Genomic DNA, 14237 nt, shown 5'->3' on the forward strand with positions numbered 1-14237 from the left:
ATGAACGACGTGTATTACGAGGATCTGGACCGGGGCATCACCATGATCGACGCCCAGCTCTTTCGACAGGGCCAGGTGTCCACCTACCTGATCGTCGAGGACGGGCGCGCCGCCTTCGTCGAAACGGGTACCGCGCACTCGGTGCCGGCGCTGCTGTGGGTGCTGGAACGCAAGGGGGTCCCGCGCGAACACGTCGACTTCGTGATCCCGACCCATGTGCACCTGGACCATGCGGGCGGCGCCGGCGCGTTGCTGCGCCAGCTGCCGAACGCCCGCCTGGTGATCCACCCGCGCGGTGCCCGGCACATGATCGACCCGGCGAAACTTAACGCGGGTGCGGCAGCGGTCTACGGAGAGGGGGAGATGAACCGGCTGTTCGGACAGGTCGTGCCGGTGCCGGCCGAGCGCGTGATCGAGGCGGCCGACGGCGACGAGGTGGATCTCAACGGCCGAAGGCTGCGTTTCCTGGACACTCCCGGGCACGCCCGGCACCATTTCTGCGTGGTCGACGAGACCGGCGACGGCATTTTCACCGGCGATACCTTCGGCCTGTCGTACCGGTGGTTCGATACCGGACGCGGCCCGTTCGTGTTGCCCACCACCACCCCGGTGCAGTTCGATCCCGAGGCGCTGCACGCTTCGGTGGGCCGCCTCGTGGCCCAGGGCCTGAATTACATGTACCTGACCCATTACAGCCGCGTCGGCGACCTGCACCGCCTGCAGCGCGATCTGCACGAGCTGATCGATCGCTACGTCGAGATGGCCCGCGCCCATGCCGATGCCGGCCCGTCCCGGCACCAGCGGTTGTGCGACGACATGATGCAGATGCTGCTTGTGCGCCTGCGCGATCACGGCTGCACCCTTCCCGAAGCGCGGATCCGCGAACTGCTCGGCCCGGACGTCGATCTGAATGTCCAGGGTCTGGAGGTCTGGCTCGACAGTGGCGCATGACCCACCGACTACGCATCATCAATGGGGCGGGTGGCATCCCGGCACCTGAGCCACGCTGCGGGGGGATCGAATGACGAACGGCGATTTCGACGCGCTGGTGCTCGAGGAGGGTCCGGAAGGCCTGGTGGCTTCGGTACGGCGGCTCCGGCCCGCGGACCTTCCCGCAGGCGACGTGCTGGTGCGGGTCTCGCATTCCGGACTGAACTACAAGGACGCGATGATCCTGAAGGGCCTGGGGCGCCTCGTGCGGCGCTATCCCCATGTAGCCGGGGTCGACCTCGCCGGCACCGTGGTCGAATCGGGCGATACACGCTTTCGGCCCGGAGACGCGGTACTGCTGACCGGGTGGCGCGTCGGCGAGACCCACTGGGGCGGCTATGCGCAGATGGCGCGGGTACGGGCTGACTGGCTGGTTCCTCTCCCCGAGGATCTGACGCCCCGCGGGGCGATGGCGATCGGCACGGCGGGATTCACCGCGATGCTCGCAGTACAGGCACTCGAGGACCACGGCCTCGCGCCCGGCAACGGCGAGGTGCTGGTCACCGGCGCCTCCGGAGGCCTGGGCGGCATCGCGGTCGCCCTGCTCGCCCGCCTGGGCCATACCGTGGCTGCAGTGACTGGCCGGCCCGAGAACGCCGGATACCTGGAGGCACTCGGCGCCAGCCGGGTCGTCGACCGGTCGGAATTCGCCGAACCGCCGGCAAAACCACTGCTGAGCGAGCGCTGGGCCGGATGCATCGACGCGGTCGGCGGTGACCCGCTGGCCCACCTGCTCGCGGAGATGCGCTACGGAAGTTCGGTCGCCGCCTGCGGTCTCGCGGCCGGCACGGCGCTGCGAACCACGATGTTGCCGTTCCTGCTGCGCGGCGTGAAGCTGCTCGGCATCGATTCGGTGATGTGCCCACGCGACACGCGGCTCGCGACCTGGAACCGCCTGACGTCGTTGCTGCCTTCCGAGTTGCTGGACGCCATCACCACCGAGATCGGGCTCGACGGACTCGTGGACCATGCCAACCGCCTGCTCGAAGGAAAGGTGCGGGGGCGCGTGGTCGTGACGCTTTGACCCCACGCGGCGGGCTTTGCGGATCACCGGCACTTGGTCTAGGTTCGTCTGGACCGGGACGAGTAGACCGGCACGGGGTTCGGGCCGACCGGTCCACCCGTACCGACAGCACCATCGGGGCTGCGCCCTGCCTGGATCCCGCGTCGGCCAGACGACGGGGTACACGGGCGGACGGCGAACCCCTGTCACCGGGATCCGTGTCCAGTGGGACCGGTCCCCATGACCAGAACAAGCGGCAGCCGGACCCGGCCGCCGTCGACGGCGGAACCGGGATGAACAGGCGCGCAGCCAGAACGGATGCCACTGCATGCCCGGTGCCCTTACACCAGGAGGAAATGCAGTGAGACGACCCTTCATCACAGCGTTCACGGGACTGGCCCTGGTCCTTGGCATTGGGCTCGGCGGGGTTCAGGAAGCACGGTCCGAGCAGGCGCAGGAACTGCGCTGGGCGACGTCGGCGGTCGGCTCGGCGGGGCATCGCGCGAAGGTCGCGCTGATGGCGATGCTGAATCGCGAGATGCCGGATTACTCGATCACCGTGCTGCCGACCCCAGGTGCGCTGGCAACGGTGCGGGGCTATGCGGTCGGGCAGTTCGACGGCTATTACGGCGCCGACATCGCGTTCGGCGAACTCGCTGCGAACGAGGGACGCTTCCGCGGTTTCCGCGACCAGGTGCAGCGCGAGCCGGTGCAGTCGTTCTGGGCCTACACGATGGAGGTCGGACTCGGCGTGCGCACCGCCGATCGCGACCGGTTCGGCGGCTGGGGGGATCTGGAAGACCGCCCGGTGTTCACCGGCCCGGCCCCGTGGGACGTGCGGGCCACGCTGGAACGCGCGATGAACGCGCTGGACGTCGGCCACCGCTACGTCGAGGTGGATCTCGGGCTGGTGGCCTCGTCGCTTTCCGGCGGCGCGATCGACGCCTTCGTGATCTACAGCACCGGCGAGGCCAGCCCGGCGCCCTGGGTGATCGAGGCACTGCTCTCGACCGACGTCGCGGCACTGAACCCCAGCGACGACGAGATCGCGCGCCTGGAGGCCGCCGGGCTCGAGGTGGTGCGAGTCGATGCCGAAGCTTTCCAGGCCGACCTGGGCGTGGACGAGGTCGTGCTGGCACCGTTCTTCTACGGCTTCCACGTCGGCCTGGAGGTACCCGAGGACGACGTCTACCGCATGCTGACCGTGATCGAGGCCCATGCCGACGAACTGGCACGCTCGGACGCGGCCTTCCGCCAGATCCGCGACGACATGGTCGAGATCCAGCGCCGAGGCGTCGCCGCGTCGGTGGATTCGGTGAGGGTGCACCCGGGGCTCGCGCGCTATCTGCGCGAGCACGATGCCTGGAACGAAGACTGGGACGACCGTATCGCCGGTTCATGACCGCGGGCGGCCGGAGCGGCCTGCCTGGGCCCCGCCACCTCTCAGCAGGGCCCGGCTCCGGTGGTTGAAGCGGGCCCGCCGGCCGCGCCGGATAGCCCGCCGGAGGCGCGCGTCGACCGCCTGCTCCGGGGCGCCGCGCAGGTTCTTTTCTTCCTCACCGGGATCGCGTTCTTCGGCTACCTGTCGCGGTATTACCTGACCGGGACGGGAGGCCCGACCCTGCTCGCGGTGACCGCAGTCCCGCTCACCGTCTGCCTGGTCTTCCTGAACGACCTGCGCCACGGGGCGCTCTACCCGCGGCTCGGCAGCGTCGCGCCGTTCGTGATCGCGCTGCTGTACTGCGGGGTGGCGCTGTACGCGGCCTGGTACCTGTACCGGGAGTTCGACGAGATCCGGATCTACCGGCTCGGGATCTGGAGCGCGACCGACCTCGCGGTGGGTGGTGCGGTCGCGGCGCTGGTGCTGGAGTACACGCGCCGGCGCTATTTCGCGCTGTTCCTGCTGAACCTGGCGCTGATCCTGTACGCGGTCTACGGCAACGTGGTTCCCGGGATGTTCCATCACCCCGGCATGGACTGGACGCGGATCGTCAGCGCGGTCAGCGTCGAGATGACGACCGGCGTGTTCGAGCGCCTGCCGCAGCTCGGCCTGACGCTGATCGGGTCGTTCATCCTGGTGCTCGCCGTGTTGCGCGCCTTCGGCTGCATCGACTCGATCCTGACCGGTTCGTCGCGGGTCGCCCTGCACTCGCCCCGGACCCTGCCGCAGGCCGCGGTGTTCGGCTCGTTCGCGGTGGCGGCGGTCTCGGGGTCGGGTGCCGCCAACGCTGCCACCACCGGCTCGGCGACGATCCCGGTGTTGATCAAGGCCGGATTCCCCAGGGTCACCGCCGCCGCGGTGGAGACGGCGTCGTCGCTGGGCGGCCAGTTGATGCCGCCGCTGATGGGCATCGCGGCCTTTCTGATGGCCGACTACATGGGGAAGAGCTATTTCGACGTGGTCGCCCGGGGTTTTGCGCCGGCGATCGTCTACTTTCTCGGCGTGGCGTTCGCGGTGTGGCTGCTCGCGGCGCGGCACTACACGCGCGCGGTCACCCCGGACGTGCGCCCGATGCGGTTCATGGACTGGACCAACATCCTGTCCTACCTGATCGCGGTCGGCGGCCTGATCTACTTGATGGGCGTCGAACGCCGGCCGGCGATGACCTCGGCGCAGACCGTGTTCGTATACCTGTTCGGGTTCCTGACCGTGGCCTTCGCGGTGCGTTCGGTGCGCGCGCGCGCCTGGTCTCTGCGCGAGCTGACACGGCCGTTCCTGCGCCTGATCGAGTCGTTCGCGACCATCACCGGCGAGCTCACGATCCTGCTCGCGACGCTGGGCATCCTGACCGCGATGTTCACCATCACCGGCATCCCGACCAAGGTCGGCGTGCTGCTGATGGAGGGTGCGGCGATCAACCTGTTCGTGATGGGGCTGGTCGCATTCGCGTTCGGCTACCTGATCGGAATGGGGCTGCCGGTTGCGCCGACCTACATCGTGACCGCGATCGTCGTCGCACCGTTCATGATCCGCGCCGGCCTCGATCCCTGGGTGGTGCATTTCTTCATCTTCCTGGTCGCAGTGTTCGGCGAGCTTTCGCCGCCGACCTCGGTGACCGCCGCCGTGACCTCGCGCATCGCGGACGCGCCGTTCGTGCGCACAATGCTCGCGGCGCTGGTGTTGTGCATGCCGCTGCTGGTGATGATGGGCGCGGTGTTCAGTCGCCCGGACCTGGTCGTCGAGCCTGGCTGGGCTCAGCTGCCGGCGTTTGCGCTGGTGCTGACCGGAACGCTGGCGCTCAGCTTTGCATTGCAGGGCCGATTCCATACCAGGCGCGCGCTGGACCTGCCCATGCGGATCGGCCTCGCCGGAATCGCCGGCGCAACGATCTTCCACCCCGACCCGTCGGTGGCCGCGTTGTTCGCCGCCCCCACGCTGCTGCTGACACTGGCTGGCGCGTGGCGTTTCCGAAGGCTGCCCGGCTGAGATGACGGCCCCCGAGGCGTTGCTGCTGCTGGCGGTGGGCGCGCTCGCCGGTTTCCTGAACGTGCTCTCGGCCGGTGGATCGATGCTGACGCTGCCGGTGCTGATGTTCATGGGGTTGGACGCGTCGAACGCGAATGGCACCAACCGCGTGAGCATCGTGCTGCAGAACATCACCGCGGTCTGGCGCTTCCGGCGAGCGGGTCACCGGTTCCGTGGGCTGGCATGGCTGCTATCGGTCCCGGCGGTGCTCGGGGCGCTGCTCGGTGCCTGGGGCGCGGTGCGGGTCGGCGACGACCTGTTCCGCTGGGTGCTGATCCTGGTGATGATCGGGGCCAGCGCGATCATGTTGATGCCCGCCCCCGCGCAGGTCCGCACGCTGACGCTCGCCCCCGCTCAGTTGCGCTGGCCGGTGCTGGCGGCGATGTTCGTGATCGGCTTCTACGGCGGTTTCCTCCAGGTCGCGGTCGGCATCCTGTTCATCGTATTGCTGCACCGCGTGCTCGCGATCGACCTGGTGCAGGTGAATGCGCTGAAGGTGACAGTGGTGCTGATCTACATGATTCCGACGCTGCTGATTTTCGCCGCGACCGGGAACGTGAGCTGGTCCTATGGGCTGGTGCTTGCCGCCGGCAGCATGACCGGCGCCTGGGCGGCAGTCCACGTGACGCTGGGTCCGAGCGGCACGATATTGGTGCAGCGCTTCACGTTGGCGGTGATCGCGGTAATCATCGTCAAACTGCTGCTCGATCTGCTTTGACGATCATGGCGATACGCACCCCTGCCCGGGAACGTCGGGAGGCAACGGCCGCAGGCCGGCTGCCGCCGCCCCGGAGCCGGCCAGTGCTCCAGCGCCATTGCACCCTGGACGCCGCGGCGCATCACGCTGCGGTTTCGTGCTCTACGCGGTGCCCGGAAATGGATCCATTGCGAAGCTCAGATGGATCCCGGCCCATTCGCATACCAAGAGGAGTCATTTCACAGTGAAGGCCTTCGTGATCCACCGCTACGGCGGCCCAGAAGTGTTCGAACCGGCTACCCTGCCCGATCCGCAGGCAGAGCCCGGCCAGCTGCGCATCCGCGTGCACGCCTCGAGCGTGAATCCGCTCGAGATCAAAATCCGCAAGGGGCTGGTCCGTTCCGGTCCGGAGTTCCCGGCAATCCTGAACGGTGACGTTGCAGGTATCGTCGACCAGGTCGGTGAAGGCGTGGCGGGCTTCCAGGTCGGCGACGCCGTGGTCGGCTGCGCGGGAGGAGTACGCGGCCACCCGGGGGCACTCGCGGACTTCATGGTGGCCGACGCGAACCTGGTGACACAGGCTCCGAAGCGGCTGCCGCTCGAGGAATGCGCGGTACTGCCGCTGGTATTCATGACCGCCTGGAGCGCGCTGGTCGACCGGGCCGACATCCAGCCGGGCGAACACGTGCTGGTGCATGCCGGTACCGGCGGTGTCGGTCACGTGGCGGTCCAGCTCGCCAAGGCCCGCGGGGCGCGTGTGGCGACCACGGTGTCCAGCGAACAAAAGGCCGCGATCGCCCGCGATCTCGGCGCCGACGACATCATCCTCTACCGACAGGAACCGGTCGCCGACTACGTCGGGCGCCTGACCGGCGGCGCCGGGTTTCCTCTGGTGTTCGATACCGTCGGCGGACCCAACCTCGATGCCAGCTTCGAGGCGGCCGCGGTGTCGGCCCGGGTCTGCTCGATCAACACGCGCTCGACCCACGACCTGTCGCCGCTGCACGCGAAAAACCTGACCCTGCACGTGATCTTCCGCTCGGTGCCGCTGCTCTACGGGCTGGAACTCAAACACCAGTCGTGGATCCTCAGCAACCTGGCCGAGATGGTGGAGGCAGGCACGTTACGCCCCCTGCTGGCCGAACGGCGGTTCACATTCGCGCAGATTGCCGACGCGCACCGCTACCTCGAGTCGGGCGAGGCCGTGGGCAAGATCCTGCTGACCCGGAACGGGGACGAGGACCGGTACCCGTAACCGGCTGCCGCCCTCGGCGCCGTCTATGCTCACGGTATTGTCGCACGGCTCGGCGCACCCGGAGCCGTACACGCCCCCGCCGGCAATGGAGGAAGGCATGGCCGCGATCGCGTTCGAACACTTCGAGGACAGCCTCGAGCTGCTGAACCCGCTGAAGGACTTCGCACCCGAGCGCCAGCGCATCGAGGTCTACCGGGATCCGCTGCTGGGCCACACCAGCGTGTACAACCCGGCGATCGAGCAAGGGCTGAAGGTGTTCCTGAACGACGTCGACCGGGATCTCGTCGCCCGGCTCGCGCACGAAGGCCCCGCACACTGCGTGTTCTGCCCCGACCGCGTCGCTGGCGTGGCGCGCTTCCCGGACGACTGGATCCCGGGCGGAACGGTCCGCGTCGGCGAGGCGGTCGCGTTTCCCAACCTGATCGCGATGGGCGGGCATCACTCGGTCGCGATCGTGTCGGAGGCCCATTTCCTGGAACTGCACGAGTTCTCGCCGGAACGGATCGGCAACGCCTGGGCAGCGCTGCGACGCGTGGCGCAGGCGGCACAGCGCCACGACCCGAATGCAGCCTGGCTCAGCATGCACGGGAACTACCTGTTTCCTGCCGGCGCCAGCCTGATGCACCCGCATTTCCAGATGCTGATCGGCTCGGAACCCTATAGCCACCACGCCCGGCTGGCGCGGGGCTGCCGGGATTACCTCGCGCGCGAGGGAACCCCGTATCACCGGGATCTGATCGAGCTGGAACGCGCCTCCGGCGACCGGTACATTGCCGCGACCGGCCGCTGGCACTGGCTCGCGGCGTTCTCGCCGCTGGGCAGCAACGAGATCGTCGCGGTGCACGAAACCGACGGAGATCTGCTGCGTCTCGACGAAGGGGAGCTGCGCGACCTCGCACGGGGCTTGTCGGCGACCCTGCGATTCTACGAGGATCTCGGGCACCTGAGCTTCAACTACACGCTCTACGCGCGCCGGGAACCGGCCCGGCCGGACGGATTCCAGTGCCTGCTCCGGATCATCACCCGGCAGAACCCGGCACCCGACTACCGGTGTGACGATTTCTACCTGCAGAAGGGCCTGCAGACCGAACTGATGCTGCACCGCCCGGAAACGCTCGCGGCTGGCGCCCGCCCCTTTTTCGGGAGCTGACTGCGCGGGCATGTGCCGGCACGCTGGGAACCGACCGCGAGCCCGGAAACCAACGCGGGCGGCGCCAGATCGTCAGTCCGGAGGCCGGGTGTCCCGTTCCCGGATCTGCTCGCGCCGGATCAGACGGACGATGTCGCTGAACTCGTCGGCCAGGAATTTGAGCAGGTCGTCCATCGTCAGTATCCCGGACAGGTTGCCGCCGGCGTTCACCACCGGCAGGCGCCGAACGCCCATCGCACGCATGCGCATGATGGTCTCCCAGATGCCGTCCGACTCGCGGGCGGTCAGCAGCTCCGGCGCAATGATGTCGCCGGCGGTCAATACCTCCTCCGGCACCTCCTTCGCCATGATCTCCACCACCAGGTCGCGGTCGGTCACGATGCCGACCGGTTTCATCGGCGTGGTCGAGTTCTGATCGACGACCACCAGGCTGCCGACGTGGTGATTGCGCATCATGCGTGCCGCCTCGTACACCGAGGCCTTGCGGTCGATGGAAACGACTTCTTTGTTGCAGATCTCCCCGACAGACATATCGTTTTCTCCGTTATGGTTCGTCGGTCCCGAGCGGCACCGCCAGATCGATCGCCGCTCCCCCCGCGGACGCGGACCTGGGCCGGACATCTCCGCGTCCTCTTGCCGACGAGTGTCCCGCCGCGGTCTTCACCCGTCAACCGGCAGTGCGCCGCGGCACGGGCCGATTCGGTGAAAAACCAATGCAGGGCGCGCAGGACATGCGAAAAAATCGTTGCCGGTTCGTTTTGCTAGCAGCCCAAGCCCGACAGACTGCTAGCGGCGATCCTCCACGGTCACCTCGTGCAGCGTCCATTCCCCGCCGCCGTTGATCAGCGAGAAGCCCTCGAAGTCCGACTCGAGATTCCGGTCGACGACGTCGATCAGCATCTCGCCGTCGCTGGATACCCGCATCCGGCCATCGCCATCCCTCTCCCAGACCAGCCGGTGGGATCGACCGGAGGCCGCGTCTAAGCGAGCACTGGCGATCACCGACGTCCCGCTCTCGTCGACGAGCAGCAATTGCAGCGGTCGCGTCTGGCTGGCGCGGTAGCTCAGCCGGTAACCGTGGTTCAGGATGTCACTTGCATAGGGCCCCAGATCGATGTGGCCGAAAGATTCGGCGGATCCCGATACCACCGCGGTCACGCGGAACTCCTGGGTGATGCGGGTCGGCAGATAGGCGACCGCCGCGCTCTCCTGCCCCGGAATGGTGATACCGAGTTGCTGTTGCAGCAGCCCGCCCAGCAGTTGGCGCCCGATATCCTCGGGACGCGCCGACGGCGGCACGATCACCGATGTCAGGCCACCGCCGCGGACCTCGAACTGTCCGGACGCGACGCGCCAGGCCGGATCGCGCGTGTAGTCGCCGTCGGCGAAGGCATCGTGGACCCGGACCCGGAACGGGCGGGGCTCGGCGACGGGCACCTCTGAAGCAACGTCGATTCCGAGCAGTTCCAGCGTACGCGACGTCAGTTCGCCGGTCGGGGGCAGATCGTGGTCGGCCTGGAAGGTCCGGATTGCATCCCGGCTGCGCGGACCCAGTACACCGTCCGGCGGCCCCGCGCCGTAGCCCCGGGCGTTCAGGATCCGCTGGGCCGCGGCACGCTGGTCACGGGTCACGACCGGATCGGTGATCGGCTCGGCATCGGCCGCGCGCAGTTCTGCCAGCAGTGCGGGGCTGGGCTTACCGGTCACCGGCACGCCCCGCCCCTGCTGGTACTCGCGGATGGCCTCGCGGGTCTGCGTGTCCATCCGGCCGCTGACCACGGCGATCGCGTAACCGCGCCGGCGCAGTTCGGCCTGGATACCGGCGATCGTGTCGGCATCGACCGCTGGGGCGGGCTGCTGGTCAGCGATGCGACGGCGCATGTGCTCCAGCAGCTCGGCACTCGGCTCACCGGACACCAACAGCCCACGGTCGGCCTCGTAGGCACGGATCGCGTCCCGCGTTGCCTCGGTGAGTCGACCGGACGGGGCTGGCGCGTCGTAGCCAAGGCTACGCAGCGCCTCCTGAATGTCCGCAACCAGCTGCGACACCGGCACGAATCCCGGCGGCAGCGGCACGGGGGCGGCAGGCGTCCGGGCCTGCGCGGTGGCGCGCACATGCGACAGCAGGGCCCCGGAGGCCCGGCCGTCGACCAGCAGGTCGTGTTCGCGCTGATAGGCCTCGATCGCCTCGCGTGTTCTCGCGCCCATCAGCCCGTCCTCGGGTCCCGCGCCGTATCCAAGCCGATTCAGCTCGCGCTGGAGCTCCAGCACGGTACCCGACGTCTGCGCGATCAGAAGCCTCGGCTCGCCCGACGGGAAACCCGTCCCGGGCTGCGCCAGCACCGGCGAGCAAAACCCGAACGCGACCGCACAGCCAAGCAGTGCAGTTGACCAACAGATCGCACGAAACTCGGACATGGCACAGCCCTCCCGTACAGAAATCGGGTACGCCCGCCGATCCGGGCGACCGGTGCGGCGTCGCGTCCGTAAACGCTCACCGCACTCGACTGGATTCTACACAATGGGAGTGCACGCAACCCGGTCCGAGGCGCATGCCGGCAGGCTGTGTCCTCGGGTGTGCACCATCGGATCGTGCAGCAGACGCCCACGTTTCGTGCCGCAATTGACCATGCTCTTCACAAGGTCTATAAGGTTTTACAGGATCTATGGAAAACAGCATTGCCGACAGGCAATTGATCGGGACTGAAGCAGCAAGGAGCATTTGATGAAACCGCACACCTTCGGATTTATTCCCATCATCGCGATCGCGATCGCGCTGGCTACCGCTGCCCCGGCACAGTGGGGTGGCTCGGGCGCCACCATGGAACGGCCAGATGTGCAGATGCGCATCCCAGATGCCGCACGGCAGATCCTGCCCGACCTGGCCATCACCTCTACGGAAGGCGATGTCGTCGGTGACCGGATCCGCCTTCGGGTTACGGTCGTGAACAGAGGACTCGGGCCCTACACCCCCTCCAACCGCTGTTCCGCGTACCTGGCTGCATACTCGCGCATGCCCGTTGCCGACAATGCACGCCTTGCGATCCGCCCGATTCCGGCGCTGGCTCCGCGGGGGGGCAGTACCGTGATCGAGATGGAAGTCCGAAAGTTTGAGGGAACGGTCACCGTGCATATCCAGCCGGACATCAATATCGACAACAACACCGACCACGTGCACTTCGCGTTTTAGGAACCCGGCCGACTCCTCGCCCGCTTGATCAGGCCGGGTCATCGGGATGGACGTCATGCCATCGGGGTGTTACCCCGCTGAAGCTTGCGGTCGGGCCCTGCGCGAGTCACGCCGGAACGGCTGGAGGGCCACGCTCAGAAACCACACGGACTTTACCGCGAAAATGGTCGTCCAGGGCTACCTCTGGCCGGAAGGACAGAACGTGGCCGTACCCGCTGGCGGCCAGAGACTCACCCTGGGTCCAGGGGAGGACGGAACGACGATACCGTTGCACGCGGCCAGCGCCAGTAGCGGCGACGTCCTGAAGGTGCATATCTGGGCCGACATGAACCCCCAGGCCTTTGGAGAAACCTGGAAGGACTGTGGGGGCCAGGTTTCCTGGAATATCACCGTCCCGCACAGCAAGACCTTCTGACGAAGCCCCGTCGCCGGCCATCGATTGGCCTGGTGACACCCCACGGTGCTCTGCTCCGGCGGCGCGTAGCCGGAGCAGCCACCCTGAAACCGGAGGCCTGCAGCAGCCAGTCGTTGCCGGCACGGCGGCCAGGCCGAGACCCCGGAGGCGTGTTCGATCATGGGGTCATCCGTTCGCGGTCCTGCGCCGGTCGCGGTATCACCACGGACACCACCGCGTGCCGGCCGCGAGATGCCCTGGTGCCTGCACCCGCCCACCTGCCCGCCCACGCGGGTTCGACGCTTTGCCGAGCACTCGACCCCGATTCGAGGAACTCGGTAGAGCTGCGTTCGTTCCAATGGCAGCGTCCATCGCTGATCTCGACCGCAGGGATGGCGCAGGACACATCCATCGGAGGCAACAGGATATGGCACATGTGGTGATTGTTGGGGCTGGGTTGGGCGGGATGCCTGCGGCCTATGAGGCACGCGAGACACTCGGGCCGGAGCACGAGATCACGGTGGTCAACGCCACCGACGTTTTCCAGTTCGTCCCGTCGAACCCTTGGGTCGCCGTCGGTTGGCGCAAGCGGGACGCGATCACCCTGCCGATTGCGCCGTACCTGGAGCGCAAGCGAATCGCGTTCGTCGCATCCAGCGTCGAGCAGATCCTGCCGGACGTCAGCCAGCTGCGCCTCGAGAACGGCGACACGCTCGATTACGACTACCTGATCCTCACCACCGGCCCGAAGTTGATGTTTTCCGAGGTCGAGGGCGCAGGACCCGAGGGCGGACACACCCAGTCCGTCTGCACCGTGGACCATGCCGAACGTGCCCACGAGGACTTCAAACGCCTGCTGGACAACCCCGGGCCCGTCATCATCGGCGCGTTCCCGGGCGCCAGCTGTTTTGGCCCGGCCTACGAGTACGCCTTCATCCTCGACCGCGCGCTGCGCAAGCGCAAGATGCGCAGCAAGGTGCCGATCACCTTCGTGACCTCCGAGCCGTGGATCGGACATCTGGGCCTCGCCGGGGTGGGCGATTCGCGCGGCATGCTCGAATCCGAGTTGCGTTCCCACGACATCCGGTGGATCACCAATGCGCGCACGACTCGTGTCGAGGCGGGCCGCATGTTCGTCGAGCAACTCGATGATCTCGGCAACGTGGTCCGGAATCACGAGCTTCCGTTTCATCATGCGATGATGCTGCCCGCTTTCGCGGGCGTCGACGCGGTGGCCCGGACCGAGGGGCTGTGCAACGCCAGGGGTCTGGTGGAAATCGACGACCACCAGCGCAACCCCACCTACCGCAACATCTTCGCCGCGGGCGTCTGCGTCGCGATTCCACCGGTGGAGGCGACCCCGGTACCCACCGGGGCTCCGAAGACGGGGTACATGATCGAGTCGATGGTCACCGCCATCGTGCACAACATCGCGGCCGACCTGGCCGGCAAGGAAGCCCACTACAAGGGCTCGTGGCACGCCATCTGCCTGGCCGACATGGGGGACCGCGGCGCGGCCTTCGTGGCGCTGCCGCAGATGCCGCCGCGCGACGTGAACTGGTTCGCTGCCGGCAAGTGGGTTCACCTGGCCAAGATCGCGTTCGAGAAGTATTTCATTCGAAAGATGAAGAAGGGAACGTCGGAGCCGCTGTACGAGAAGTACATGATGCGCGCCCTTGGCATCCGCCGGCTGGAGAACTAGCGCGAAGGGTCTGTGACATCCGGGGCGGCGATGACCGGTCGCCCCGGTGGTCTCCAACCATTGCGGGCGCATGCAGAACACGATCATGAACAAGCGGGTCCCGGCCGTTCTCACCTGCGCGGGCGAGAGTACGGGGCCGGCCATCGACAATTTCGCACACCTGGAGACGCTGGGTCTCATCGAGCAGGCCGACGACTGGTCACAGATGCGCCATCGGCGCAGGCGTCCTGCGCGGAGCCTTCGAACCACGGGAACCTAGCGCCCGAGGGCGACGAGAGCGCGTTCGAGCAGCCGCAAGCGTGTGGTCAGGGAAACGCCGATGTTGCGGCGCAATAGAAGCGCCCCTCGCCGTCTATATTTCGGGTAAACTCGGAACAAAACCCACACTGT

13 protein-coding genes are annotated in these 14237 nt (G+C 67.5%); 11 read left to right on the forward strand and 2 right to left on the reverse strand.

All coding sequences use genetic code 11. From position 1 onward, the window contains the following. The 7 genes from TVNIR_RS15815 to TVNIR_RS15845 all read left to right on the forward strand — a co-directional run bounded on the left by TVNIR_RS15815 (nt 1) and on the right by TVNIR_RS15845 (nt 8561). Nucleotides 1-951 carry an MBL fold metallo-hydrolase gene (locus TVNIR_RS15815; protein ID WP_015260078.1) on the forward strand — a complete coding sequence of 317 codons (951 nt, stop codon included), beginning with the start codon at nt 1-3 and terminating at the stop codon, nt 949-951. Between the two features lie 70 nt (nt 952-1021). Further along, nucleotides 1022-2014 (forward strand): MDR family oxidoreductase, encoded by a 993-nt coding sequence (locus tag TVNIR_RS15820; RefSeq protein WP_015260079.1) that lies wholly within the window; start codon nt 1022-1024, stop codon nt 2012-2014. Between the two features lie 307 nt (nt 2015-2321). Next, nucleotides 2322-3395, forward strand: coding sequence for a TAXI family TRAP transporter solute-binding subunit (locus TVNIR_RS15825; protein ID WP_015260080.1), 1074 nt, complete (start codon nt 2322-2324; stop codon nt 3393-3395). Between the two features lie 60 nt (nt 3396-3455). Continuing rightward, on the forward strand, nt 3456-5420 hold the full coding sequence (locus TVNIR_RS15830; RefSeq protein ID WP_015260081.1) for a TRAP transporter permease: 1965 nt from the start codon (nt 3456-3458) through the stop codon (nt 5418-5420). Between the two features lies 1 nt (nt 5421). Further along, complete coding sequence (locus TVNIR_RS15835; RefSeq protein WP_015260082.1) at nt 5422-6177, forward strand: sulfite exporter TauE/SafE family protein; 756 nt, start codon at nt 5422-5424, stop codon at nt 6175-6177. Between the two features lie 223 nt (nt 6178-6400). Beyond that, on the forward strand, nt 6401-7411 hold the full coding sequence (locus TVNIR_RS15840; RefSeq protein ID WP_015260083.1) for a zinc-dependent alcohol dehydrogenase family protein: 1011 nt from the start codon (nt 6401-6403) through the stop codon (nt 7409-7411). 97 nt (nt 7412-7508) lie between these two features. Next, a complete protein-coding gene (locus TVNIR_RS15845; protein ID WP_015260084.1) occupies nt 7509-8561 on the forward strand; it encodes a galactose-1-phosphate uridylyltransferase in 1053 nt (350 codons plus the stop codon). A gap of 72 nt (nt 8562-8633) precedes the next feature. Here TVNIR_RS15845 and TVNIR_RS15850 read toward each other — a convergent pair whose 3' ends face one another. Together TVNIR_RS15850 and TVNIR_RS15855 are read right to left on the reverse strand one after the other, a co-directional pair. Then, nucleotides 8634-9092, reverse strand: a complete 459-nt coding sequence (locus TVNIR_RS15850; protein WP_015260085.1) for a CBS domain-containing protein — start codon at nt 9090-9092, stop codon at nt 8634-8636. A gap of 255 nt (nt 9093-9347) precedes the next feature. Next, nucleotides 9348-10979, reverse strand: coding sequence for a peptidoglycan-binding domain-containing protein (locus TVNIR_RS15855; RefSeq protein ID WP_015260086.1), 1632 nt, complete (start codon nt 10977-10979; stop codon nt 9348-9350). Between the two features lie 307 nt (nt 10980-11286). Between TVNIR_RS15855 and TVNIR_RS15860 the strand changes: the two genes are divergently transcribed. The 4 genes from TVNIR_RS15860 (at nt 11287) to TVNIR_RS15875 (ending at nt 14106) form a co-directional block, all read left to right on the forward strand. Further along, complete coding sequence (locus TVNIR_RS15860) at nt 11287-11751, forward strand: hypothetical protein (RefSeq protein WP_015260087.1); 465 nt, start codon at nt 11287-11289, stop codon at nt 11749-11751. A 202-nt stretch (nt 11752-11953) separates the two neighbouring features. Beyond that, nucleotides 11954-12166: a hypothetical protein gene (locus TVNIR_RS19880; protein WP_157092295.1), complete on the forward strand. Its 213-nt coding sequence runs from the start codon at nt 11954-11956 to the stop codon at nt 12164-12166. A 406-nt stretch (nt 12167-12572) separates the two neighbouring features. Then, nucleotides 12573-13847: an NAD(P)/FAD-dependent oxidoreductase gene (locus TVNIR_RS15870; RefSeq protein ID WP_015260090.1), complete on the forward strand. Its 1275-nt coding sequence runs from the start codon at nt 12573-12575 to the stop codon at nt 13845-13847. An 85-nt stretch (nt 13848-13932) separates the two neighbouring features. Beyond that, entirely contained in the window at nt 13933-14106 is a 174-nt protein-coding gene (locus TVNIR_RS15875; protein WP_169794282.1) for a hypothetical protein, read from the forward strand. Nucleotides 14107-14237 lie beyond the last annotated feature (131 nt).

It is taken from the genome of Thioalkalivibrio nitratireducens DSM 14787 (genome assembly GCF_000321415.2).
Classification (GTDB): domain Bacteria; phylum Pseudomonadota; class Gammaproteobacteria; order Ectothiorhodospirales; family Ectothiorhodospiraceae; genus Thioalkalivibrio; species Thioalkalivibrio nitratireducens.

Coding starts and splice junctions, on each gene's coding strand:
- TVNIR_RS15815 (WP_015260078.1), top strand. CDS start 1: ATGAACGACGTGTATTACGAGGATCTGGACCGGGGCATCACCATGATC.
- TVNIR_RS15820 (WP_015260079.1), top strand. CDS start 1,022: ATGACGAACGGCGATTTCGACGCGCTGGTGCTCGAGGAGGGTCCGGAA.
- TVNIR_RS15825 (WP_015260080.1), top strand. CDS start 2,322: ATGCCCGGTGCCCTTACACCAGGAGGAAATGCAGTGAGACGACCCTTC.
- TVNIR_RS15835 (WP_015260082.1), top strand. CDS start 5,422: ATGACGGCCCCCGAGGCGTTGCTGCTGCTGGCGGTGGGCGCGCTCGCC.
- TVNIR_RS15845 (WP_015260084.1), top strand. CDS start 7,509: ATGGCCGCGATCGCGTTCGAACACTTCGAGGACAGCCTCGAGCTGCTG.
- TVNIR_RS15850 (WP_015260085.1), bottom strand. CDS start 9,092: ATGTCTGTCGGGGAGATCTGCAACAAAGAAGTCGTTTCCATCGACCGC.
- TVNIR_RS15855 (WP_015260086.1), bottom strand. CDS start 10,979: ATGTCCGAGTTTCGTGCGATCTGTTGGTCAACTGCACTGCTTGGCTGT.
- TVNIR_RS15860 (WP_015260087.1), top strand. CDS start 11,287: ATGAAACCGCACACCTTCGGATTTATTCCCATCATCGCGATCGCGATC.
- TVNIR_RS15870 (WP_015260090.1), top strand. CDS start 12,573: ATGGCACATGTGGTGATTGTTGGGGCTGGGTTGGGCGGGATGCCTGCG.
- TVNIR_RS15875 (WP_169794282.1), top strand. CDS start 13,933: ATGAACAAGCGGGTCCCGGCCGTTCTCACCTGCGCGGGCGAGAGTACG.